20 protein-coding genes are annotated in these 25,134 nt (G+C 47.3%); 6 read left to right on the forward strand and 14 right to left on the reverse strand.

Going from position 1 to position 25,134, the window contains the following annotated elements:
* Positions 1-2: 2 nt before the first annotated feature.
* Genes CFREI_RS00270 through CFREI_RS00285 form a run of 4 tightly spaced genes read right to left on the reverse strand, consistent with a single transcriptional unit; the run spans position 3 to position 3,027 of the window.
* Positions 3-548, reverse strand: coding sequence for a hypothetical protein (locus tag CFREI_RS00270; RefSeq protein WP_035111269.1), 546 nt, complete (start codon positions 546-548; stop codon positions 3-5).
* Positions 545-802 carry a hypothetical protein gene (locus CFREI_RS00275; protein WP_051255756.1) on the reverse strand — a complete coding sequence of 86 codons (258 nt, stop codon included), beginning with the start codon at positions 800-802 and terminating at the stop codon, positions 545-547. The genes CFREI_RS00270 and CFREI_RS00275 overlap by 4 nt, the downstream gene beginning before the upstream one ends.
* Positions 799-2,544 (reverse strand): hypothetical protein, encoded by a 1,746-nt coding sequence (locus CFREI_RS00280; protein WP_240483174.1) that lies wholly within the window; start codon positions 2,542-2,544, stop codon positions 799-801. Before CFREI_RS00280 ends, CFREI_RS00275 begins: the two co-directional genes overlap by 4 nt.
* 36 nt (positions 2,545-2,580) lie before the next feature.
* Positions 2,581-3,027, reverse strand: coding sequence for a hypothetical protein (locus tag CFREI_RS00285; RefSeq protein WP_205618440.1), 447 nt, complete (start codon positions 3,025-3,027; stop codon positions 2,581-2,583).
* 623 nt (positions 3,028-3,650) lie between these two features.
* On the opposite strand from CFREI_RS00285, the gene CFREI_RS00290 reads away from it, so the two are divergent.
* The 4 genes from CFREI_RS00290 to CFREI_RS00305 are packed head-to-tail and all read left to right on the forward strand — an operon-like array spanning position 3,651 to position 6,898.
* Positions 3,651-5,141 (forward strand): HNH endonuclease signature motif containing protein, encoded by a 1,491-nt coding sequence (locus tag CFREI_RS00290; RefSeq protein WP_027011585.1) that lies wholly within the window; start codon positions 3,651-3,653, stop codon positions 5,139-5,141.
* Between the two features lie 5 nt (positions 5,142-5,146).
* Positions 5,147-5,770 (forward strand): LysE family translocator, encoded by a 624-nt coding sequence (locus CFREI_RS00295; RefSeq protein ID WP_027011586.1) that lies wholly within the window; start codon positions 5,147-5,149, stop codon positions 5,768-5,770.
* 37 nt (positions 5,771-5,807) lie between these two features.
* Complete coding sequence (locus CFREI_RS00300) at positions 5,808-6,080, forward strand: RNA-binding S4 domain-containing protein (protein ID WP_035111581.1); 273 nt, start codon at positions 5,808-5,810, stop codon at positions 6,078-6,080.
* On the forward strand, positions 6,080-6,898 hold the full coding sequence (locus tag CFREI_RS00305) for a VOC family protein (protein ID WP_027011588.1): 819 nt from the start codon (positions 6,080-6,082) through the stop codon (positions 6,896-6,898). The genes CFREI_RS00300 and CFREI_RS00305 overlap by 1 nt, the downstream gene beginning before the upstream one ends.
* Here CFREI_RS00305 and CFREI_RS00310 read toward each other — a convergent pair.
* From CFREI_RS00310 to CFREI_RS00330, 5 genes are read right to left on the reverse strand one after another with little or no spacing between them, the layout of a single operon-like run.
* Entirely contained in the window at positions 6,876-7,601 is a 726-nt protein-coding gene (locus tag CFREI_RS00310; protein WP_051255757.1) for a hypothetical protein, read from the reverse strand. The genes CFREI_RS00305 and CFREI_RS00310 overlap by 23 nt on opposite strands.
* A gap of 10 nt (positions 7,602-7,611) precedes the next feature.
* Positions 7,612-10,212, reverse strand: a complete 2,601-nt coding sequence (locus CFREI_RS00315; RefSeq protein WP_027011590.1) for an FtsX-like permease family protein — start codon at positions 10,210-10,212, stop codon at positions 7,612-7,614.
* Positions 10,209-12,707 carry an ABC transporter permease gene (locus CFREI_RS00320; protein ID WP_027011591.1) on the reverse strand — a complete coding sequence of 833 codons (2,499 nt, stop codon included), beginning with the start codon at positions 12,705-12,707 and terminating at the stop codon, positions 10,209-10,211. Before CFREI_RS00320 ends, CFREI_RS00315 begins: the two co-directional genes overlap by 4 nt.
* On the reverse strand, positions 12,704-13,393 hold the full coding sequence (locus tag CFREI_RS00325; protein ID WP_027011592.1) for an ABC transporter ATP-binding protein: 690 nt from the start codon (positions 13,391-13,393) through the stop codon (positions 12,704-12,706). Before CFREI_RS00325 ends, CFREI_RS00320 begins: the two co-directional genes overlap by 4 nt.
* The gene (locus CFREI_RS00330; RefSeq protein WP_027011593.1) at positions 13,390-13,920 is read right to left on the reverse strand and encodes a PadR family transcriptional regulator; all 531 of its coding nucleotides are present in this window, start codon (positions 13,918-13,920) and stop codon (positions 13,390-13,392) included. The genes CFREI_RS00325 and CFREI_RS00330 overlap by 4 nt, the downstream gene beginning before the upstream one ends.
* A 151-nt stretch (positions 13,921-14,071) precedes the next feature.
* Here CFREI_RS00330 and CFREI_RS00335 point away from each other — a divergent pair, with 151 nt between their 5' ends.
* A complete protein-coding gene (locus tag CFREI_RS00335) occupies positions 14,072-14,236 on the forward strand; it encodes an antitoxin (RefSeq protein WP_084170628.1) in 165 nt (54 codons plus the stop codon).
* Positions 14,237-14,282: 46 nt separating this feature from the next.
* On the opposite strand, the gene CFREI_RS00340 is transcribed toward CFREI_RS00335, so the two are convergent.
* A complete protein-coding gene (locus CFREI_RS00340) occupies positions 14,283-16,217 on the reverse strand; it encodes a M13 family metallopeptidase (protein WP_027011594.1) in 1,935 nt (644 codons plus the stop codon).
* 245 nt (positions 16,218-16,462) lie between these two features.
* On the opposite strand from CFREI_RS00340, the gene CFREI_RS00345 reads away from it, so the two are divergent.
* Positions 16,463-17,524 carry a glycoside hydrolase family 25 protein gene (locus CFREI_RS00345; protein ID WP_035111273.1) on the forward strand — a complete coding sequence of 354 codons (1,062 nt, stop codon included), beginning with the start codon at positions 16,463-16,465 and terminating at the stop codon, positions 17,522-17,524.
* Between the two features lie 63 nt (positions 17,525-17,587).
* On the opposite strand, the gene CFREI_RS00350 is transcribed toward CFREI_RS00345, so the two are convergent.
* The 4 genes from CFREI_RS00350 to dprE1 are packed head-to-tail and all read right to left on the reverse strand — an operon-like array spanning position 17,588 to position 25,111.
* Positions 17,588-20,866: an arabinosyltransferase domain-containing protein gene (locus tag CFREI_RS00350; protein ID WP_035111275.1), complete on the reverse strand. Its 3,279-nt coding sequence runs from the start codon at positions 20,864-20,866 to the stop codon at positions 17,588-17,590.
* A gap of 16 nt (positions 20,867-20,882) precedes the next feature.
* Positions 20,883-22,850 carry a galactan 5-O-arabinofuranosyltransferase gene (locus CFREI_RS00355; RefSeq protein ID WP_420834533.1) on the reverse strand — a complete coding sequence of 656 codons (1,968 nt, stop codon included), beginning with the start codon at positions 22,848-22,850 and terminating at the stop codon, positions 20,883-20,885.
* A gap of 20 nt (positions 22,851-22,870) precedes the next feature.
* Positions 22,871-23,632, reverse strand: a complete 762-nt coding sequence (gene dprE2, locus CFREI_RS00360) for a decaprenylphospho-beta-D-erythro-pentofuranosid-2-ulose 2-reductase (protein ID WP_027011597.1) — start codon at positions 23,630-23,632, stop codon at positions 22,871-22,873.
* Positions 23,633-23,644: 12 nt separating this feature from the next.
* A complete protein-coding gene (dprE1, locus tag CFREI_RS00365; protein ID WP_027011598.1) occupies positions 23,645-25,111 on the reverse strand; it encodes a decaprenylphosphoryl-beta-D-ribose oxidase in 1,467 nt (488 codons plus the stop codon).
* Between the last annotated feature and the right edge of the window lie 23 nt (positions 25,112-25,134).

The raw sequence follows: 25,134 nt of genomic DNA on the forward strand, positions 1-25,134 counted from the left end.
CGCTATGAACTCTGCTGGTCGATTACCTTGAAAAGACTATTAGAAGTTTGAAAATCTTCATCGAGTACTGCTGTAAGCGGAGATTTTCTCACGAGGTTCAATAACTGCTCACGCTCCCGGTTGTCAATCGAAGAACGTGATGAAGCACGAGCAACACTGGTTTCCAGTTGGTTTTGCCAGTCCTGGATTTTTGCCCGAGCATCTTGAAGCAATGAAGTACGAATTACATCTGGGAGCGATGGATGTTTGCAAAGTTGAATGCGCCGAGCCAGAAGCGCGCGGCTTTGCACAAGCGCAAGCTCAAATTCGTGGAGTGAATTAGCCGTACTTAGTGCCTTTTGCAAAGATTCATTCCACCGAGTATCGACTGCACTTAGCGCACGGTCAATATGTTTGAGCAAACGCTTAAACGTAGGTGGATTAAAACTCTCATCCGTTAATGGAGGCAGTAATGCCAGGGAAACAGTAGAGTCTTCTGCCCATTCCCGAATGGTAAGAACCCATTGTTCGTACACTCCATTGGCTTGAGCCCCGTGAGTAGAAATCATGATGTTGTATTGCTCCGCTGAATAAGGATCCCGCCTGGAGGTTCAGGATTCCAAGTTGGTAAATCACCAGCAATATTACGTTGGCGGCTAAAAGCCGGTTTCTTGCCATCGCGATTTGTACGGTGAATAAGATCGGAGCGATTAAGCAGTTCTTGGTTTTTCTGCTTGGGTGGTTCAACGAAACGCGGGTGACGGCGTTCCCGTCGAATAACCGGCATGGGCGATTCAACTGGTTCAAGGTTTGGTTGTGTCATGAGTTTGAAACTTTCTGCATAGTAGTAGGCCATGTATCAAGCAAGCGCTTTACCTTTTCTTCGTCTTGATCGAGGTCATGGTATTCCAAATGAAGATCAAGAAATTCCGCACGGGTTTCAAGGAGCAAATCCCGAGAAACAAGAAACGCGTTCTCGCGCGCGGTTTCAGCTTCAGCTACTTTCCGCTCAGCGGTTGTCTTTTTGGTGTAGATCCAAAAAGCGGCGCCGCCAGCACCCAAAATAAGGCCTAATAATGCCGAGATAATCCCACCCAATCCCATAACTAAAACTATGAGGATTGCGGCAATAATGGGAAGAACCATCTGAACATTGGTGAATTGAACCTGTTGGATATAACCCTGGAAGGCAGCATTCCATTGTTCTTTTAGTCGGTTTAGGGAGGTTTGCTCGTCTTCAGCTGTACTCGTAGTGAATCGGCCAAAGTTAAATTGCTGGGCAAATCCAGAGTGATTTTCATCCAAGATGATAGTCGCGGCATCCAAGTAGTCTGCCCGGTAGCCTTTGGTAAATTTTGCTAAGCCAGCACGGACATCCTCTAAACCTGTACCAATAGCCACGCGCTGGGTATTTATTGAAACACCAAGAAGCTCTGGATTGATCGCGGCACGAGTTTGAAGTGTGACCGCGTCCAAGGTTTCCTCTAATGCTCGAACGTATTGATCTGCTTTTACTTTCGCGGCGTCAAGGTCGCCGTGAGTGTCCAGAATTGCCTCGTTGTAAGCGACGTCGCGACGAATTGGGAGTTCTTCTTCGTCATACTCGGTGACTAATTGCTCTAAGAGATCATCGAGGGCGTCTTCAATGCGGTCCGTAGCTTGCAATTCGACGTCGCGTATAGTTTCATATTTATCCGCAAAGATGCCAAGCGCAGTAGCAGATTCGATTAGTGTGCGTAAACGCGGGAAATCAGGGCTTAGTTGCGCAAGTTTGGCGTAGTCATCTGTAACGAGTTGCTGCTTATTGCTCATAAACTCGTTGTTCCATTCCTCCGTTTGGGCTTCTACAACAGTAGGCTGCTGACGGAGCATACGGTTCCACTCATGGAGTTTTTCCGAAAGAATGTGCTCGGCAATAGGTCCGAAAGCACCTTCGGCAGCAGCCTCAAGAATGACTGCGAATTCCCGAGTGAGCGAGCCTGAGTCACAGGTCATTAAATAATGCTTAAGCCACTGATTTGCGGCATCAGTCCGCTTTACGCGACGCAACACTAAAGCGAAAAACAATGATGTTTTTGCTTGATCGCGGTTATAGGCTTCCTTGAGGGACTTTTCGCAAATTTCCTGGTCATCACGTGACCATGCGGCAAGACCAACTAGTGCGGGAGCGAGCCAGTATCGCGGGCTTTGAATCATGAGTTCTTCTGAAACCTGGGATACCACTTCGTTTGTAACATTGCCGACGTCGAATGCCTGCAATACACCAACACTGGTTCGGCGTACCACGGCGTAATGCCCGTACTGGCGATCCAATTCTGCCTTCAGATTGCCAATCTTTGTTTCTGCGCGCTGGACAGCAGCAGTACGTTCTGACTCCTTAGCGTATTTCTCGAATGCTTTTCTTAATTCGCGGAGTTCGTTTCGCGTTGAGTCGAGATCGACAGCCATGCTCCCCACTTGGCCTTCGACGCGAATAATATCACCGCGGATTACCTCGATATTTGAATTTACGGTATCGAGTGCGTTCAATACAGGCGAATAGTCAATTCTTATACTATTGCTCACGAAATCTCCTAGGAAATGCTGCGTGTTGGAGGTTTACTAACTCGGTGATCCATCGGCTGAAATCGGGATAACTTCACCGTCGGAATACACTTCTACGAATTCGTACGCGCCGGAAAGGATAAAAGGGCGTGCTTTATCGTAGGGCGGAGGTGGTGTTTCGGCACGTGTATAGTGCTCGATAATATTACCTGTAATTGTGAGGCGATGATCAATATACGGGTGCCCTAAGTAGCACTTACTAAATAATCCAGTAAGTACGCCGCCCATGCGCTCTGCATACGCATTTTCGATCCACTGAATAAGTTCAAGACGGTAGGCATCGTCTTGAGTGTGGTCCAAGTTGCGCACCGCTTGCAGAATTTCTGCCGAACGAATCTTTCTGCGATTCTCTAGTTCGAATGCATTTACGGTTGTTTTTTGAACACTGGTTTGCTGCATAATGTCTAGAGGGCGAAAACGGCTACGTGAGCGGCCATTGTTCACAAAAGGTCTCCTTTGTTGGTCTTCCGGCAGGCGGTTTGGAGTGGCGCAAGGCTCGTACGGAAATCAAGTGCAAGAGCATCGTATAGGATGTAAAGAAGTTTTATATCTAATTCTCAATATTTTTTACAGTGGGGGATAAAATAGGGGAGGATTCAATATTGATACCTTTAAAATTTCACGGATAACTATTGAAAATAGGAGATTGATAATCGATCCTATTTCAGGTGATTTATGTCACATCTTGCCCTCTCGGGGTAGGGTTACCTCCATTTTTAGGTAGGGGTATGTATTTAAAATAATGACACGTATCATAAATTATTTTTTACAGCACTAGTGCTTTGTTTTTGTGTTTTATTATTCATATAGCAGTTTAAACTTGTTGTAGGTGTGAATTTCGGGCATATTTGAAGTTTTTACCGCATGGGCTACGCAAAATGTATTGCACGTATTCATGTTGCTTGCCGTTTAAATGCATGTTGTTTTCGCTGCTTATCGGCGTCCGCGGGGGTGGCGGTTTATATTGCGCTAAAGGTGCTTTGACCTGCATTATTGCTGTTTTTTAAAGCGATTATTGGGTAGAATAATTACTAACAGGGTGGTTAGTGTTTCGGAGGAGATACGGGATGGGTGCCAAAGCGATAAACGCAATTCCAGTCTGCTTTGCCATTCACGACCCTAAAAACCTTTTAGGTGCTTCCGAAGTAGTACAAAATCGGGAATTTCTTAGTTGCTATCTTTTAGCAACCCATGGTGTAGACGCATATGCAACGAATATGCGTGAATTGGTAAAGGAATTTTCTGCTCAATCAGGATTATATTCCGAAGAGCGAATGAATAATATCGTAGGTGCGTGTTTTTTACTGCACCACTATTTACCCCAAACAAAAACACTTGGCTTAGAGTTGGGGCACCTTGACTATCGGATGCTTCGTGCAATTTGGCAAGGAGTGATGATTGCTCCCATAGCTCCCGAGGACACAGAAATTTGGGCGCAGCTCGACGCGGTACTTGTAGAAAAGCTCACGCCAAGTTTGCCGAACCAAGCTTTACCTACGCCCACAAATATCAAACGGGCTTTGCAAAATGAACTCGTGCGGCTCGGTTGTTATGAAGATTTTGAAGAAGCGGAAACCGGGGCGGTAGATTTTGATTCTCCAGATTGCATATACGGAGTTGAACTCTTAGCAACAAAAAACCCTTCAGTATCAGTTCTTTCGGTTACTATGCCCGCAGACGAGGCAGTCGAAGCCAAATACACTATCGAGCTAGATGCAAAAGAATTTAAAATCCGTCAAGACCAAGTAGTATCCAACCGACTTTGCGGTGAGGCAAAAATCCGTGAGGATGTACGCCAAATCCGCATTATCGGTGTTGGACAACTGACTCCAACCACAACGGCGGAACTTGTAGAAGCCGAAACAATCGGAGTACTTACCCCGAAGCAGCGCGAGCGACTAATGCGTAGCACACACGTGCATTACAGTGACGCAAACGACGTCGCAAAGCAATGCCATGATACCCACGATCCCAGCATTGACCAGCGAGTAGCAGTACGTTTGCGGGATGGGAACTGTCGCTTTCCGGGCTGCAATGTGGCGGCGCGATTTTGCGATATCGATCATGTGATCAACCATGAAGCAGGCGGCTGGACCACTATTAGCAACCTGCAATGCCTCTGCCGTGATCACCACAACTACAAGACTGATCGTAATGCCAAGGCAACCTCCGATATTTATGGAAACATTACCTGGCAGTTCGGCGAAAGCCTCACAATCAGCACGAAGCCAATGGGCCCACTTGCCGGACATATCGCGGGGATGGAACAAGGAATCGAAACAAGGCATTCGAAACGCACCAAAAGCGATGAACATTACGACGCCCCGCCAATTCGTAATGGTTTTGGGCGGTGGGGAACAACATTAGCGAGCTTCCGGGAAAAACAAAGGGACCGGCACGTCGAAAAGATGACCGAACGTATGTATCAATTGCGTGACTGCAATGATATACCGCGGCTGACAGACAAAGATATGCCCATCAATATAGAAGAAGACGAAGACTACTATCCAGACCCGCTATATCCTGGGCCGCCAGACGAATACGGTCTGCCATACTAACCATTATGGATTTTGCGACCTTCATTGGGCTTCTTTCGGTTTGGCTTGCCGCGATTGCTAGTCCCGGGCCTGATGTGGTGCAAATACTTCGCTTGGGGGCACGGGCACGTGCAGATGGTGTGGCGTGTGCAATCGGAATTATGATCGGAAACTCAGTGTGGATCCTAGCTAGCCTTTTTGGTCTTTCCGCGCTGGTTAATACCCACCCGATTATTTTGACGTTTATGAAAATCATTGGAGGAAGCTATCTACTCTGGATAGGTATCAACGCCTTTAAAAGTAATGGTGCAGAATTAGTGACCACAGCAAGCGGAATGAAAGCCAATGCCCTTCGCCTAGGCATCTTTACCAATCTTTCAAATCCAAAAGCGCTTATCTTTTTTGGGGCGGTATTTGCACAATTTGTCCAACCTGAAATGAGCTACCTAGTGTCAATTTTTATTGCGGCTACGTTGATTCTTGCGGGCCTCGCTTGGTTTGTAAGTGTGGCGCTTGCAGTGCAAAAAGCTTCGGGGTTTCTTCAACGCAATTCCGGCATAATGGAAAAGCTATGTGGCCTGGTTTTTGTGGTGCTTGCGTTGGTCATGCTCTATGGCGGGTTTCACGAACTGACGTTGAAAAACTCCTAAGGCGCGGGAAGTGAAAGAAACGAATAGACTTATCTTTATGGATGAACTCTTTGATGTCGCTATCCGCGATGAGACGATCAAACTAGGACAGTTTGTAAAGTTGGCGAACCTCGTCGAAACGGGCGGTGAGGCTAAAGAGCTCATAGCACAAGGGCAAGTTACAGTGAATGGGATTGTAGATACGCGCCGCGGCAAAACCCTCAGAGACGGTGATGTAGTGGCTGTTTCAGGGCAAACCGCACGAGTCCGTGCAAATAGTTTAGAAGAAGGAGAAAATGATTTTGATGAAGAAAAGTGGAGGAACATGTAATGCCGGCATTCATGGCTGAGGGCGGTATGCCGTATTGGATTGACCTCATTACATCTGATATTCGCCGTGCGGCGAATTTTTATAATCAATTACTTGGCTGGGAATTCGAGGAAACAGCACCAGGTTACCGCATTGCCCGAGTGCAAGGCTTGCCGGTAGCGGCAATTGTTGAAAAACCAAGTGACGAACAGCTCCCAGATACGTGGGTAACGCACTTTTTAGCAGACAATCTTGATGCAGAAGTAGCCCGCGCTAATGAGTTAGGTGCTCGAATCCTTATCGAGCCGGCAGAGATTACGTTTGGCAGAATGGCTATTCTTGTGGACCCATCTGGTGCCTTATTTGGACTTATTGAGCCTTCCAGCGAAGAGGCTTTTATTGCAGCGGGTGAACCAGGCACACCTGTATGGCACGAACTAACGTGCACTACAGCGTATTCTGCAGCATGCGACTTTTACCGTGGATTATTCGAATGGACTACCCATGAAATGGATGGATTTCCATACACAACGGCGCTTGTTGAAGGCTCACCATTTGCAGGTATTTGGAATGCAGAAAAGAACTTTCCCCCAGAAATTCCTTCATTCTGGCAAACTTACCTAGGCGTAGCGGATATTGAAGAAGTGGTGGAGCATGTAGAGGAATTCGGTGGTGAGGTAATTCGCGAACCTTGGGATTCAGACTTCGGCCATTTAGTAATTATTGCCGACGCCACCGGGGCTACCGTTACATTGGCAAAGGTTGACGCACCGGTGGAAGAAGGTCACGAATCCGATCCGTTGCAGGGGATTGACCTTAGCGGGATGCCAGGAAATTAGCGGCATCTTGAATGCGTTGTCGGGCAACTTCTGGCGTACTAATGAGATGATCGCTCAAATATTCTAAAACTTCGCCTTGTGGTGCTATGTCGCCGCGATTGACCTGGATACATGTAGGTGGCCAGGATTCAGAGTCCGGCAGGGCGCCTCGGGGGCGGGTGAGGAGCAGGGCGTCGATAAGCGAATGTATAGCAATAGCAAATGGTGCAGCTGACGACGCCGCCCATACGGTGATTTGTGGCGCGTTTATATAGTGGATTGCCGCCGCAATCTGGTCCGCATTATCGGGGTAGCCAATATCCAGAATTGTAGTTCCAGAAAGCTCAGCGGCTGCAGCTACCTCAGGCCGCCAGAAATTCTCTAAAGCTAAATCACCACCCTCACCATGGCAACTAATAGCCCAGGCACCAGTAGGATTACTGGGCGTAAATTGCACTGCCCCAAGCTCTGGAATATCAGTGGGGGTAACATTACCCAGGAATACAACACCGGGCATTGTGTGATCGACGGCAGATCCAAGCATCATCATTGCCGCGTGGGTAATTCGATCCGGGAGGTGAGCAATCCAACGATCTAAATCCTCCGGATTATTAGGCTCAGGGTAGTGCTCGCGAATATACCAACTCAATTGGTCGAGCTGCTCCTCAGGTGACAATCCCTTTTCATTTCCGCCAATATGGAATTCCTGCCCAGTGGTATTCATGGTGAACACTTTACGTTTGCTTTAACCTAGCGCCGAAAATCAGGCCAATCACCCACGATAATAAGATCAGGACCCCACACAGCAATACACAGTACAACCACGGAACTTCAGAGAAATCCAGTGTATTGCTGCTATGCAGATCTGTGGTAAACGACAAAAAACTGTAGTAAAAAAGGCCTGCCAGGGTGCCAAGAGTGCCAAGAATAAGACCTTGCCCTCCACCGTATTTGCGCAATAATTTCGGATCTGCCCCGAGGGCAAGCATGGTTTTTGTGTCACGTTCGGCCTCTATGCCTGCGAGAATGACCACAAGGAAAACCACGAACATTGTTAAAAGCATTGACATTAGGACTGGTGGAATAAATAAGTACATGAAATTAAATGGGTTTGAGGTTGAGGCGACTCGCTGTAAATAAGTGCTAGGCGAATCTGTATTTGGAATAATCCATTGGTCTATAGCATTATCGATAATAAAATTTTCAACCCACTGAAATTCCTGTTCACGCCAAAGTTTTGCGCTCTCAAAGACGGGTACGTAGCCCAAAGATCGAGCAGTATCTACCGACATAAGGCCTATATATGACTCAGGCAGGTTTTCCGTACTTGTAAAAACATGCCCCGGTACTTCTTTGACGTCTGATTGAGGTGGCGGCCCATTTAATAGGTCATGGTAATTTCCAGATCCTTCGAGTATTTTCACCTTGCCGTCCCGCAATATGGCAGGGTGGTTTACGACGATTTTCCCTTCCCCTAGGCTTTTCGACGCCGCGTTCGCTGTTTCTGCACTAAACAAATCGGGCCGAATCGCAGCCAGGAATTTTGGAGCATTAGGGTCAACGATAATAATTGATCCATGCTCAGGGTAACGGTGGTTTTCTAAAAGCGCTTCATATGATGCGGAATTGGGGAACCGTGATTCTTCAGTTTGATCTCCGGAAGGTAATCGGACACTAAGGAATTTTATTTCATAGGTGTCTTCTGTATATGGACGATAAACATTTACTCGTTCTGGAGTATTAAGCTGACGTTGCAGTGAATGAATATAGGAATCGTACGGAGCTGCATCAATGGAATTGGTAAATGTTTGAACGGAGACTGCATTATTAAAGGCGGTACTTGACTCCGCAGAAGGATCTTCTGTAGCAAAAGAAACAAACCCAAACGCAAACATTGTTGCGCCAGTAATAGCCGCAATTGCAGGAACTGTTCGATGATAATTTCGAACTGCATCTCGGGCTGCAAGGCGCAATGACAATGGCAGGTAATGGCTAGTCTTACCGAATAAAAGTACAAGAGTAGTAGTGCTAATAATGCCTGAAATTACCGCGATAATGAGCCAAATTGGGAATGGAAGAAACGCTTCGGTGGCAATCCCAATTCCTGCAAGCAATGTAATAATAGGGGCAATTACGTGGTGGAGGCGTAATCTGCGCATATGTATCGACGTCCCACCCGCCAGCGCGGTCACTGGATTAAGCTGTTGTGCACGTAATGCTGGTACAAGAGCTGAAAAGATACCGCATATTATCGCGAATACAACAACAAGAAGCGTCACATCCCAGGGCCAGCGTATAGTGCCAATATCCCCCGACTGTTGGAACGCCCATAAACTCATTGTGATTGATGCAAAGATTCCGAAAATAGAACTGCAGACTCCGATAATAATACCCTCCGCTAGCATTATATTTCGAAAATCTGAGGGCTTTGCACCAATAGTGGAAAGCAGCCCCAATGTTTTTAGTTTTCTATTTGCCGATACTGCAAAAACCGGTCCGACAATACAAGCAATAAATACTAGTACCAGAAACCAAAGTGCGAACCATGCAATAAATTCTTCAGCTGAATATATATTGCTGAAATAATCCAAAACGATTGACGTTGGTTCATCTTGGAGAGCCGCATGACGTGTAATGGAAACACCAGTATTTGACGGGTCTTGCTCGATCGAATTACTAGAGGTCCACGTAACTGTTGTATATGTAGGAAGGTCGGCAGTAACAATATCCTCCGCTTTAGGAGTGTTAAACGGAATATCTTCGGGATGAATTGTAGTGTTTGAGGCGAATTCTTTGACCGTTAAATTCTTTTTCGTATCTTGAAACTTGAGTGTTATTTGATCGCCAATAGTAGTATTCGTCATTTGGCGAATCTGCTCATCAAGGATAATCGTTCCTGGTTCCGGTACGGCAGCATTTTCCTTGCGCGTCTGTGCTTGGGAACTTTTTATTTCCGCAACTGATCTGGTCCCTGATTTCCCTTTGACTTCAGCATTGAATCTAAATTCCGGATAGAAAGAGTTCGCTAATTGGTCATTATCTCCTAGTGTCTTGCTAATGCGTTGACGGTCTGTTAATTGAATAACATCTTCATATTCATTTGAAGGTATGCAGTAGTAATGATTAATTCCATCATCGCAACGGCTGTTTTCAATGTATGCGGTGGCTGCTGGAGGGGAATTATCAATGGTGCCATCGTCATTATAGGCGAGAGTAGCAAATGTCATAATTGCAATAATCGGAACGCTGAAAAGCGCGCCGGTAAATAATGAACGCCATTTATGCGATATAACATCACGCCAGGCAAGGCGAAAGGCAATCGATAGATGATTCATTTTGGCTCCGTATTTCGAATAGTAAAAGCGCCATAGCTAAAGCTTGCAATAATAGAAACCAGGGGAGTACTGACTGCGAGTAGGGCCATGAGTTCCCAAGGTTGATCTAGTGTTCGCATTTGGTTTGCCCCCAAAGCCATGAAAATGCCAGCAAACAACAATCCAGCGAGTGTTCCCAATAGGCCAATGCTTGCCCCTTGGCAAAGGCAGAATCGAATGATGGTGTTTCGAGTAGCGCCAATGCTTAACATCGTTTGAATATCTCGACGTGATTCACCAGCGGCAAGGGTAACAATTACCACCGCAATGCCTATGGTGGTTAGCCAACCTGCAAACGTGATTAAGTTTTGATCTATTTTCTGTCCGATATCCGGGCCTGATGTTTGGATACTAAGAAACTCACTTTTCATTGTTTGCAGTTTGAGCAGTTCATGCCAAGTAAGATCAGAATTTCGTGCAAATAGAGTTCTTTGATAAAAAGTTTCGTATCCTAGTTGTTCAATTGTTTTTTTACTAATTAAAGCGTGGGCATGAAGCAGTGATTGTCCTTGAGGGCCAATAAGATGTCCTTTAAGTTTATGAATTGAAGTTTTTCCATCCTCTGTAAGGTAGACACTTTGATCTTTACCTTCTAGGAGAGAAATACTATCGACGACAACTTTGCCTTCCTTCAAAGCCTGGACTGCTGCTTCGGTTTGTGCAACTGGATATTGCTCTGGATAAAGGTGATGCAATAGTTGGGGCATTTCCGGATCTACGATATAAAGATTCGATGTGGGGGTGTAATAAATTGAATCACGCAAGAAATCAAAATGTTCGAATTTTTCTGTGTATGTAGTGCCATCCTGTGTCATCGCGCTGATGTGGAAGCTACTAGTATTTGAAGCTAATTGCGCGGAATACGTGTTTGCTTGTGCCTGTGTGCTGTAATCATGTTTGATTTCTTCGAGTTTTTGATCGAATGGAATCGTTGTAGCAGATTCTAACCCTGCTTGTGCATAAATAACTCTCGGTGGAGTCTGGTAATACCATTCTTGTTCAGCATTAATTGTCCAAGCAATACTTAAAGTAATAAAGGTTGATCCAATAAGTGCTGCTGTAGCTGGCATTACTCTTTGATAGTTTCTTTGAGTATCCCTTAGTGCCATGCGTTCTGGCGGCGCGAGAACCCGAGCAATAACAAGCAGAATAGAAAGGAATATTGGCGCACTCAATATTGTGCATATGGCAGCGGCAACGATTGCTACTAAAATTAAGAGTAAATCTTCGGCAGTGTGGAAAATCGCCATAAAACATATTGCAAGAATCGGCGGAATAAAATGGTAGAAACGTACTTTGGAAATACTAAAGTTCGATCCTCCTGCAAGCGCTAGAACTGGATTTGCTTTGCTGGCGTGTATTGCGGGCATTACAGCGGCAACGATTCCACTGATAATGCACACAATTGTTGCTGCAAGCAGATAATCCCAAGGGAATCTGCCTATATGCAGCCACCATGGTGAACTGATCACAAGCCCAAGAAAAAGGCCGAGAATAGAGACGATACTTGCTTCAGCGAATGAAATGGCTCCCAGTTGGATGCGGTTTGCGCCCTGGGCGGCCAATAAACCTAAACTGGCGAGGCGCCGACGTGCGGATACTGTAAAGATTGGGCCGGCCATGCACGCAATAAGAAGGAGCCCAAGTATAAATACTATGAGGACAGCAAAATGATCTTCGAATGAACTTCCAGCAATAGTTTCCCAAGCGTAAGGGGTGACGTTGGTGGTTACTTTCCGATTAGGTCCGTAGGCACTGACTTGGTAATCGGAAGAATCGTAGTCTGAGTACTCTCGGGTTACCCAATAAGCTTCAATCTGGTTTGGAAGTGAAGCAGATTTCAAATCTTCTTTTGCAGGTAAACTCAGTGGAACATCGTCGATTGGGATAGTTGAAGTTGAAGAGCCAATGTTTGCCACATTAAGAGTAATTTCTTTTTCTTCGATGCGAAGTGGGATGCGGTCGCCGATCTTCGCACCAAGAACAAATGCGGTTGCGTTATCTAGATAAATTTCCCCATTGTTTGGTATTTCGTTATATAAATCTTGCCGATTATGTATTGCGTTTACGTTTATCTTCGTGTTATTCCCATTTATTCCTGAAGCGACAAACGAGATGTGATATTCGGGCACGAGCGAAGCGGCGAAATGAGTATTATTTGGCTGGGATAACTTGATTCGTTCTATATCTGGAATATCATTGAGCTCGAGTTTAGAACTGGGAAGGCAGTTATAATCCTGAGCTGATGTCCCTTCGCCACAAGCTCGATGGCGGACGTATACCCTGTTCAGAGTATCTTTTTGGGTGGTCTCATGCACTGGATAGGAATATGGCATTAAAACAACCAAGGTAAAAGTTACAGGGAGAGCAAATAGCAGAACCGCTAGGAAGGTGCGGAATTTATTTCTTCGAATATCTCTCCAAGCTAAACGATATGCAAGGCTAATCTGGGTCATTGCGTCGTTCCTTCGATTTTCCCATCACGAAGATAGATAACCCGATCCGCAAAAGCGGCAAAGCGAGGTTCGTGAGTTACTAGTAGACCGGCGGCGCCTTGATCGACACGGGTGCGTAAAAGCTGCATTACAGATTCTGCTGTATTGGTGTCTAAGGCACCGGTAGGTTCATCAGCAAGGATCAGCTTTCGGCCGCCGACTAATGCTCGGGCGATTGCTACCCGTTGACGTTGACCACCGGAAACTTCGGAAGGAAAACGGTCGGCTATTTCGGGCATTCCTATTTCTTGTAGGGCTTCAAGCGCCAGTACGCGTGCCTGAGTGCGGGAAGTTTTCCCTAGTTCAAGGGGGAGTGCGACATTTTCTGCAATAGTGAGGGTTGGGACGAGATTGAAATCTTGGAATACAAACCCAACGTGCTCTCTACGGACATGTGCTCGTTGTCGTGGCGAAAGGGTGGATACATCTTTACCTTCAATCAGGATTCTGCCGTTTGTGGGTGTATCCAAAGTGCCAGCGACATTTAATAACGTGGATTTTCCGGCGCCAGATGGGCCCATGATTGCAACAAGTTCACCGTAATCGACGGTGAGCGATACCTGGTCAAGCGCGTGGATTGTGTTTGGCCCGTCGTTATGAAGCCGGGTAACGTTTTCGAGTACTAATGCGGGCATATTAGCGGTCATGGGTTTATTTCCTTCGCAGGGCTTAAGGTTTCGATATGGTCGAGCCATCGAGCTTCGGCTTCAAGGTCGAAGATCCTACGTTCAAGTAGTAGGCGTTGTGCACTTCGTGTCGGTTGAGTTTCCGCTTTCATGCGGGTTATTTCTCGTAATTCAGCCATGGTGGCTTCACGTTGATTTTGGATAATTTCCTTAATGTTTGTATCCAGTAGTGCCGCCATAGAAAGTTTGATTACAAGTTCGTCCCGGTCATCACGAGTTTTTAATGTTGGTTTTCGCCACCACTGGACGAGCGTTTGCTTTCCCAACTCCGTGATTTGGTAAATTTCGGCATTTCTTCCAGGAGTGCCAGATTCAGTTCCAATGTGTTCGATAAGACCGTCACGGTGAAGGCGCTGAATGGTTTGGTAAACCTGGCCGACGTTAATAGGCCAGGTTCCATGAGTTTGTTTCTCGAATAATTGACGTAAATTTCCAACACCCGTGGGCTTTAGGCTGATAAGACTCAGCAGCGCGTTTCTGATTGTCATTAAAGTATCCTCTGATAGTTACCGAGTAACTTACTTAGTAAGTTACTCGGTAAGTTTAAGATTGTCTAGTGTTTTCAAGTTCTTAGGTGGTTTAGCGCTACCATCGTATTTTGAGTAATAATGACACGAACACAATCAAAGGAAGAATGAGATGAGCATGTTCCAAAAAGCAAAGGAATTTGCCAAGGCAAACCCAGACAAAGTTGATATGGTTGTGGAGAAGGTCGGTGACGTTATTGACCAGAAGACGAGCGGCAAGTTTGTCGGTGCTGTTGATAAGGTTCAAGAAGCAGTGAAAAAGAATTTGAAAAGCTAGGGTAATAAAAATGGGCGCCCTCAAGCGCCCATTATCTATACGGGGATTACCAGATCACTACCCGTTCTTCCAGATGGATCCAAGACTCACTTTCGGGTTCAACTTCAAAAGCGGTATAGAACTCTGGAATATTAGCTGCAATAATATTGCACCGGAATTCCGCAGGTGAATGAGGATCTATGGCGAGTGCTTGTGCGGCGTATTCGGGGCGTGCGGCGGTACGCCAAATTCGAGCCCAAGATAGAAATAGCCGCTGTAGACCGGTGTATTCGACGTCCCGCAATTCCGGATCAGCACCATCGGTGTCCACTTTTTTTCGAATATCGGTATCAAAAGTAAGGCCGCGATCGTCAAGGTAGCGTTTATAGGCAACTACGGCAATGCCAAGTCCACCGAGGTCACCGATGTTTTCACCGAGGGTGAATCGACCATTTACGCCTTGGGTTTCTGTACCACGAAGAACGCTCGGGATCTTACCGTCGAATTGTTGGACGAGCTTTGCGGTTAATACCTCAAAGGCTGCACGATCTTCGTCGGTCCACCATGATTTGATGTTTCCGTCGCCATCAAATTGGCTGCCTTGATCGTCGAATCCATGACCTATTTCATGGCCTATGACCGCGCCGATTGCGCCGAAGTTGGTCGCGGCGTCGCCATGAATTGTGTAAAACGGTTCACGGAGAATAGCAGCAGGAAACGTTATATCATTCACACTGGGGTTATAGAACGCATTGACAGTCTGTGGTGTGGTGATCCATTCATTTAGATCGACAGGTTTTCCGAGTTTTTGTAGTTCGTAATTGGTATTCACGCGCATGGCGGCACGAATGTTTGCAAGTAGGTCTTTGCCTTGCGGTGAAAACTCTAAACTTTCATAGGTGCGCCAAGTTTCCGGATAGCCGATTTTTGCCCGGAACTTGGAAAGTTTGACCAATGCCCGCTGCTTTGTTTCCGAGGTCATCCATGGCAGATCGGAAATTCGTTCGTTATAAGCTTTCAGGAGGTAATCCACGAGCTCGAGCATCTCTTGCTTAGCCTCGGGTGGGAAGTGTCGTTGTACAAAATGCTTGCCAATTTCGTGTCCAACAGTGGCTTCGGCCAGGGCCAAACCGCGCTTCCAGCGTTCGCGTTGTTCGGTGGCGCCAGAAAGTTCGGTACCAAAGAAATCAAAATCAGCCTTGGAAATTTCTGGGCTTAAGTATTCTGCGCGGGAGCTCAAGATATTCCAGGTCGCCCAGAGTTTCCAAGTGTCTAATGGTTCGCTCTGCAGAAGTTCCTCCAGGTGATCCACAAATGAAGGCATTCGCGTAATCATTGGTGTTTCTGGGATTTTTGCGCCTTGCAGAATTGTCTGGGCAAGCGGCGGTAGCTTGTAATCTGGGTTAAACGTTTTTAAAGCGTCGCGGCTATCCACTACATTCCAGTGCCCTGCGGCGACCTTAGTTTCCAAGGAAACAATAAGGCCCGCGGCGTCGGCAAGCGAGTACCCCAGCAACCTTTCAGACGGCAAAAAACCCAACATTTTTTCAATATGGGTACGGTATTTAGCCAGGATATCGGCGTATGCACTATCCCGGTAGTAAACCTCGTCGGGAAGACCTAAACCTTCTTGATCAATATATAAAATGGCATTTGTCCCATCTTGGCCGGTGTCTTTATTCACCCAAAAACCAAGAGGAGCCCCAACACCAATAAAATTCAGTTCACCTAATGCGTGAGCAAAGGCTTCTGCGGTAGTTGCGGCGTCAATCAGGGCGAAATCCTCATTAAGGGCTTTAATTCCTATGGATTCAATTCCCTGCGTATCCATAAAAGAGGTATAGATCGTTGCCGCCAAAGTGTCGGTCGTTTCCACGATTTCCCGAACGTCAACTTCGGATTGGTCACGAAGCTGATGGAACATTCCATCAATGCCACGATCAGCGGGAATGGTATGAGTGTCAAGCCATTGTCCGTTTGCAAGGCGGTAAAGATCTTTCATGTTTGCCCAGTGTAATGGAATAGCCTTATGAGGGAATCATGCTGAAGCGCGAAGCGGGAACTCTGTGTGGCCAAGCTCACAAAAATTACTTAATCGTTTAAGCTTTCGAATGGTGCTCTAAAAGTGCAGGCTAAGAGCATTCTATTCAGCGTGAATTTTCTAACTTTTAATCTCCGGTAAAGAATTAATGATGTAGCGCGTGTTAAAGCTGTGACTAATGTGACTTGTGGGGTACATTAAGCCTCATGATGTTTTCCCCAAAGGCCCTAACGCGCAATATCACAGGAATTTTCCTGGTAGTTGCTCTTGTCATCGCCTTTATTGCGGTGCCAAAAGCAAAGGCAATCGAGCTTGGTGCACCATCTGGTGTGGATGTATCAAGCTGGCAACACCCCGGTGGTGAAGGCATCAATTGGAAAATGGTGCAAAGTGATGGATACAGTTATGCCTTTATAAAAGCGACCGAAGGTATAAATTATCTAAACCCCCATTTCGCCTCCGATTCCCGCCAAGCAATGGATGCTGGAATGATTATTGGTAGCTATCATCTTGGTCGCCCAGGTGTAAGTGCAACAGCCCAGGCTGCGGCGTATGCCGCTGTTCTTGCCAGCCAACCGCAGCCATCGCTACCTCCAGTGCTTGATATTGAATATAACGATGGTGTTGGTCCCGCTCAAATGCAAGCTTGGGTGCGTGAATTTGTAAAAGAAATAGAGCTTTTAACAGGGCGTAAACCAATTATTTATACGTACCGTTATTTTTGGGAACAGCAGATGGGCAATACCGATGAATTCAAGGACTACCCATTATGGATGGCCGCCTATCAAAATAGTGCACCAACAACGCTTCCTGGTGGCTGGGACTATATGACATTCTGGCAGCGTTCAAGCACGGGAAGGGTTGCCGGAATTAATTACGATACTGATCTAAACCTTTTTAATGGTAGCCGTGGCGAGCTCGATGATTTTGTTAAAGGTAATCATGTTCAACTCGGAAACCTTCTTAACCCTTCAATGAGCATTGATAAAATGCCAGCGCTTGAAGTGATGTCTAAAGAAAATCCTGAACTGGTCAAGGTTATTTTGGCGGTAGCGGCAGGAGCGGTGACAATAAGCGCGCTGATTGCGGTGGCACGGGATGCTGGTTTAGATGTTGCCCCTGCTGAGGAGTTAGCAAAAGTGGTTCAGCACCAAGTGGATACTGGTAAACTTCCAGTTGAAGATCTGGAAATAATGTTAGATCGTGCTAAGTATAGTATTGGTGATTTGATTAGGCTGCTTGAAGCTATAGAAGCTCAGCAAGCTTAACGAACGTATCAAAGTCGCGGCGCTCGGGGAAGGCGCCGCGACTTTGATCTTTCTGCACTTTTGCTATTGATTGATTTGCATTTTGCCAGGGCTCCACAGTCCTGAACGAGTATGCGTTTGATAATCAATCTTGGCTGGGACGGGTTCTTCACCTACAGAATTTGTGCGTAGAGAATATGTTTCAAGGGAACCCCAGTCACGCTGCCAGTCATTATTAAGGTACGTAGGAACCTCAAGTGACTTACTGGTAGCTTCAGAAACCCCCATAATCCCGCCGCCATTAAAATCTTGCCAAGGTGAAAGCGTAACTTTTCCAGGGTGATCTGGGGAGATACGGTATTCAGGCAATTCCGTAACGCCCGCATAATGGTAGAACGTTCGTTGACATGGGAATTGCAGCGCCACAGACCAGTCGAGGAGACCAGGTGTTTCTGGCTCAATCACATTGGTCATGCGGGTAAGACTTGGGACCCGTGGAGGAGTGAATGCCAACCATTGATCGGTGTCTAGGCTTGAATCAGACGCAACAATGCGTACAACGTCAGCTTCTGGCGGAAGCGAATCTAATGGAACGCGAAGATTCCTCCAGGAAGGAGAAGGGCCAATATCGTATGGTTCGATCGTTCCGAGTTTTTCAATATCGTCGCCATTACCATTTTTGGTGCGACCATATTCAACTACCAGTTTTTGGCCGTCTTGCTCTACACCATTGATATCATCATGCTTAATACGGCCAGCTGCGGAAATCACCAAAATAGGTGCATCTGCTTTGCGCTCAGGTAAGGAATACCAGGTGGTTTTCGTGCTTGCGGGGAATTGGGCGCCTACAGTGTAAGAACCCACAACCGGAATGGTTTTATAGTCCAGGTTGTATGGTAACTCGGCACGGGAACCATTGATACCAGTGTCCGGACGAACACCACCAGTAATACCCGCAGATTGTCCTGCACCCTCACCAGAGCCAGTTTCATTTTCCTCGGTGGATCCAGCGATGGAACCCGCAGAAGTACCGCTCGTACTTACGCCTTCTGTGCTGATATACACCGGAATATTATTGGACTTAAAGTTGCTTTCTTCAGACGTGATGAGTGAATCACCCAGTGCACTGCCATTTGCTGGAGTAAGGAACGATTCATTGGTGTTGTTTTCCACCATGACATCTGAAGCTAGTGCACAGTGATCCCCAGTAAACGTGCGAAGATTCCCTAGGCCCACAGTGTATGCAGGATATTGGGAGATAAAGCCTTTTGTTAGGGAGGCGATAGAGAATAGCACTACTAGTGCGGTCATAACCATAACCGGGGCATTGAGGACGCCGTGGGTTTTGCGGCGCTCTTGTTTGATTTCGCCACCAGCCGCTGTTTTGCGGATATCGTCAATAAAGGAGAGATACGTTCCTGCCGCAAGAACAAGCAGGGAGAGCACCAATATCACAGTATTGGCTTCAATATTCTTTAGCTGGATTGTTTTGTCATACCAAGGGACACCAAAGCTGGATACGTACCACCAACCATTGGTTCCAGCGAGGGTATTCGCGGTAATAAAAAGAACACCGCCGGCAGTAAGTACGCGTAGCCGCTTTGATTTTGAAAGCTGATGCGCGAGTGCTACTGCCCCGAGACCAGCAATTGCAGCGCCGATGCCCGCGTATACACCGAAGTGGTGAGACCACTTTGTGGGTGTAAACATCATAAAGAACATCGTGCCGAAAATTACCAGCAGGAGTCGGCGTGATGGATCAGGATCACTTCCCGGAACTCGACCATGTCGGAGCATTGCTGCCACAACAATGGCAACGCCGACGAACATCATAATCACAGCGAAACGACGTGTGAATGAGCCGTCTACGTTTTGTTGTAGCAGGGTTTCATAACGAACCCACTCGTCGTACCAGTGCAGTGAAGGTCCTTTTGCGCTACGTACACGAATAGATTCAATTACTGTGGCGAGTGTTTGGTCGCCAAAAACTGCCAGAAGAATTGCTGTTCCTGAGGCTAAGAATGGTGCGCACATGGCGAAAATATCGCGTTTTGTTTTGGCTCTACGTACAACGATTCGCACGAGGCCTGATAGGCCTACTAATAAAGCCGACACAGCCATAAGCCCTGTAGGGCCAGCTCCTAATGAGACTGTAGCAATAATGACACCAATAGCTCCTGGGAGGAGTCGTTGCATTGCAATTGCACGTTCGATTGATACCCAGGTAAGCAAAGCACCAAGGGCAATTACAGGTTCTGGGCGTAAACCATTGTTGTATACCAACCAGAAACTCAGGAAGGCAAAGGCAGATGCCCAGTGTGCAACACGCCGCGAATTAATTCCTTCGCCTAGGCGGGGGAGCACTTCCCGGCTAAGAATCATCCAGATAAGGATCCCTGCGATAAAGCCAGGTAGGCGCATCCAGATTGATGCTGTGGAAATTCGTGCCATTAACCCCAATAGGTCATAGTATGGTGCGCCAAATGGGGACTCTGGGACTCCAAACCAGCGGTAGTAGTTGGCCATATAGCCAGATTCTGCTGAGGCGCGTCCCATGGTAAGGAGGTAGCCATCGTCCGAGGTATTTGCCCCAATAAGGTACCAATAAGTGAGAATTGCGCCGACGAGTGCGTCGAGTGGGCGGAATGAGAACCAGCCTGCTGGCAAAAATGGCAGTTGGTGTCCATAATTTCTATCTTGACGCCAAAGTGTCCATAGGGAGATAAGTAATAGTATTAATCCCCCAAACATCGTTGTGTACTTCCAAATGCTTGGTGTGGAGGTAAAACGTGAATTAATGTCCACCTTAACCGCGAGGCCGGCGTCGATAAGCTCTGGGGAGTTTTCTAACTCCGTGTAGATGCCGGTGACCTGGGGTCGCTCATCGTCATCGGTTTCGCCCTTATACTTCGTACCAGGAATTTCCGCCTTTGTAGAGTCCTTTGTCGCGGAAATTTTCAATACAGCCTGGGGATCAAGCTTTTCGAGATCGCTTTTGGAAATGCTAAATGGAACTTTATCGCGAGTAAGAACATCCAGACCGGCGTCTGAATAGCGCACAAATAAACCGCGGGAGGTTGCATCCTTACTGTCGCTGGGCAATGTGCTCAGCACAGTTGTTTGCCCTTCACGCAGCTTATCGACGACCGTGAGCGGCACTGTGGCTTCAATACCGTCAGGCGCATAGGAAATTAACGGCGCGCTTACGCTATTTATTTTTCCGTCTTGGGGCCAATTTAACGTCGATTGTGTTTGCGTCACTGGCATAAACGGAGTGATGACAAAAAGGATGAAGCCCAACACACCGCTAATAATTGCGAGGCTTTTCACCCATTCCGGGGTCTGCGACTCTGATGTAGACACAGTGGTCAATGTTACGTCAGCTCCTCTCGTTTTCCCGGGTTACCACAATGAAAGGACCGACTTGCGTGACATCCCATGTGGAAAATACTTCTGGATTAAAGAAAACACCACGGAAACGAACATTTGGGTTATTTGGGTAAATATCTTCCGCGATGTCGTATTTATAGCCCTTGTCTCGATCGCCTCGGAAAATAAATACATCGGGGGTTTTCCACGGCGAATCGGCCAAAGACTCTGAGAATTTCTTTGGAGTATTGATCGTTTGCCACGACATTTTTGCCCACTGCTCGATCTGCTCATTTCGACTATCAAACTCCCCAAGAGGATTTGCGTAATGGCTCGTAAATGCCTGGAAACCACGATAAGGATAATACGACATAAAATTCTGCTCATCAGTAAGCACGACAGTTTCCCTAGGAACAAAGCCTTTAGCGGTCAAAATCTCATTGATTTCTTTGTAATACTGGGCAGAATCTGCGGGATAGCGGTCAGCGCGTTCTCCATAACCATCAGTATTTGAATAGGCAAGGTTAATTGCGTCTTCATTTCGCTTTGGAATCGTTTGCGCGTAACCTAAGCCAGCTGCAATAGTAACCAAAATCAAGCAAGCAGTAATCAGACTGCGCGTCGCATCGCTGAGTTGGACGGGGTATAACCGGGAAATACCGAATAAGCGGATATCAGCTACCGCCAGGACACCCGCGGTGGTGAGTTGCAGGGCGACGATCGAATCCAGGCGGAACCCAAGCAAGGTATTTCCAGCCAATGTTGCAATCATGGAAGCAACGATCCAGCAATAGAACACAAATAATGCAATCCCCATAGAGCGCACATCAGGATCTACCGCGCGCGCCATAAGAAACAGTAATCCGAGTAAACATAAACCGCCGACAAAACTAAATGAGAGCATTGGTAGCGGAATTTGTGTGCCTTCATACGGAAGGTAGTGCATTGCTGTAGCTCCCGAACGGTTATCACCGCGAAGAACAGCGAGAAGATATGGGGTCCACACAGGGGCAGCAACTACCATAGAGCCTAAACCTACGATAATGAGCCTAATAATTGGACGCCAACTGCGTTGTACAAAGACTGCAAATACCGTGGCAATCAGGATTACGCTTAAGGCAATAGTTACTGTGTACAACGTGTACATTGAAGCCGAAATGCCTAAGTAAATTATCATCCCAGCAATGGCCAATTTATGGCCTGCAACAGCTCGATATGCCAGTACGGATGCTGCGGGAACCCCCAAAGCTACAATGGCGGCGTAAGGTTCTTCAGCGGTCACTACAAGTGCTATACAAATGCTTACAAGGCCAATACCGGTGGCCACTGGTAAGCTACCGCAGATTCGTTGCCATACAGGCACCACAATGCACGCGGCGGCGCTTATGGACACCAACGCCCAAGGCTGAAAACCTTCCCATCCGGGTAACCCTAAAAACGCTGAGAAACGTCCGCCTAGCCAAAACCAACCTCCAGGGTAGAAGGAAGGCATATCAATGTAATTCATATCGTCTAGTACGGGACTATCCGTAAGACGAGTAAGAAATTGGGTCCGGAACCCTTGGTCTACGGTAACACCATCAAGATAAAGTCTTGTGGCAGATAATGGGATGGCTGTAGTGGTGACTACAAGCGCAGCAGGGGCTAAATAACTTACTGGAAGCGTGAGCCACCGTAGCCATCTTTTGGTGTTATCGCGAGTCCACAGGTAGGACAACACACCTACAACTACAAGCACTGCAAATGTCCCTGCTGTTGCGATTGCCTGCAATTGTTCTGAACTTCCAAAAGCGGGCAAGTTTGTCTGCTTTAAAACAAACCAGCAGACTAAGGTAAACAACGCGCCGCCCACCCCAGCACTTAAGACGGAAAATACGGTTGCCCTATCTCCCATCAAGTCTTTAGTGAACGGCACTTCAGTTGCAGGGACGGGAAGATCTAAAGCCTCCCTAGCAGTTACCTGTGTCATGCACTCCAGTCTTGCATAGGTTGCGGTAACTAGATTGGTAACCTACGCAATATTGTCTTAGGAAGATGTTGAAGCACCATCATGACGTACTTAAACATCGGGTGCACCCAAACTGTATCTTTGCGGTCTAAAGTCGCCTGGACCACGGATGTTGCTACTTCTTCACGATTCACCGTGAACGGTGCTTCTTTCACGCCAGCGCTCATGCGGGTGCGAACCTGTCCCGGGCGTACCACCAAAACGTGGGCACCGGAACCGCGAAGAGCCTCACCAAGCTGGGTGTAAAAACCGTCTAAGCCGGCCTTAGCAGATCCATACACAAAGTTTGAGCGACGGACCTTTAGACCAGCTGCGGAGGACATAGCAACAATCGTGCCGTGGCCCTGGGCTTTAAACTTTTCAGCCAAAAGCACGCCAACAGAAACTGCACCTGTGTAGTTGATCTGCACGGCATCCACGGCTTTTGCTTGGTTCTGCCATTGCTCCTCGTTATCGCCAAGTACGCCGAATGCAACAATTGCGATATCCACATCACCTTGTGAAAACGCTAAGTCAATCACCTCAGGGTGGGTATCAAAGGCACGCGCATCAAAATCAATAACTTCTACTGACGACGCCCCAGCGGCCTTCAGCTGTGCCACAGCGGCGTCGATACGCCCTTCATCCTTATAGGCGGCCAGAGTCACATGTGCAGGACCTTTACTAAGAAACTCCTCCACAATGGCAATACCAATTTCCGAAGTACCGCCAAGCAATAAAATATTTTGGGCTTTACCCACAGCGTTAAGCATTGTAAATCCTTCTTAGTGCAATTCGAGACGGCGGGACATATCAGACGCAAATACGCCAGTGGGATCAATATCATGGCGGGTTTTTAACCAGCCCTCCATACCTGGGTACATGGCGTGGAAACGTTCGGCCGGAGTGCGTGACTCCTTAGCCAAATACAACCGGCCCCCAAATTCCATGACACGGCGATCAAGATCATCCAAGAAATCACCCAAACCACGCTTGATCGGGAAGTCTACGCACACATTCCAACCTGGCATTGGGTAGGAGAGTGGCGCACGGTTGCCCTCGCCGAACAACTTAAACACATTGAGAGCAGAATAATGCCCAGACTTTTGAATATCCCGAATAATATCCTTAAATGGCTCTACGGCTTCGCGCGGTACAACAAATTGGTATTGCAAGAAACCACGAGAACCATAGCCGCGGTTCCACTCACCAATTAGATCAAGCGGCTGATAAAACTGGGTGAGGTTTTGCACTTGGTTTCTGTATGTGCCTGACTTTAACCACCAAAGCTCACCAATAGCAATCATGCTGAGCTTATTCATGGTAAATGAAGGGAAAATATCTGGCACAGTAACCAATTGCGGAGCGTTAAACTTCAGTGGGTCTTTTGCCAGCTTCGGAGCAAGTTCTTCGAGCTGCGCCAAGGTTGCGAGCGAACCCCTGGAAATCGCTGAACGTCCGAGCTTTGGTTCGGGCGAGATTGCATCAAACCAAGCTGAAGAATAGGTGTAGTTTGCTTCCGAACCATCCGAATGAAATTCGATGGTTTCATCCAGGCTTTTTGTCAGATCCCCATCTGCAATAAAGTATGCGGTTTCGGTACGGGTCATCTTGATGCGTGCACGAACGATAATGCCAGTCAGGCCCATACCACCAACGGTTGCCCAGAACAGTTCACCCTTGGGGTCATCTGGTGTACCTTCTGGTTCGAGGTGGAGTATTCGGCCATCTGCAACAAGGAGTTCCATGGAAACTACATGGTCACCGAAGGATCCTGCAGAGTGGTGGTTTTTGCCGTGAATGTCTGGGCCGATAGCACCACCAATAGTTACCTGACGGGTACCAGGAAGCACTGGAACCCAAAGACCGTAAGGTAGTGCAGCCTTCATAAGCTGATCGAGGGTTACACCACCGTCTACATCAACAATGGCAGTATCTGGGTCGATGCTGTGAATTTGGTTGAAAGCTTGCATATCAATAACAAGCCCGCCACCGTTTTGAGCACAGTCACCATAGGAGCGCCCCATACCGCGGGCGATGACTCCACGACGTAGGTGTGCTGGTTTTGTGTCGTTTTGTTCTGCAACTAAGCGAACTGCATTGCAGATTGTTTCTAGGTCTGGTGTGGAGAGTACCTCTGCGGTTGTGGGGGCGGTACGGCCCCAGCCGGTGAGGGATTTGGCTTCTGTTTGGAGGGCCCCAGAAGCACCGGTCGAAGCAACGGTGCTGGACTTGCCCTTATCGCTCGTCATCGTTTTACCACGGTACCCCTATT

This window comes from Corynebacterium freiburgense (assembly GCF_030408815.1).
GTDB lineage: Bacteria > Actinomycetota > Actinomycetes > Mycobacteriales > Mycobacteriaceae > Corynebacterium > Corynebacterium freiburgense.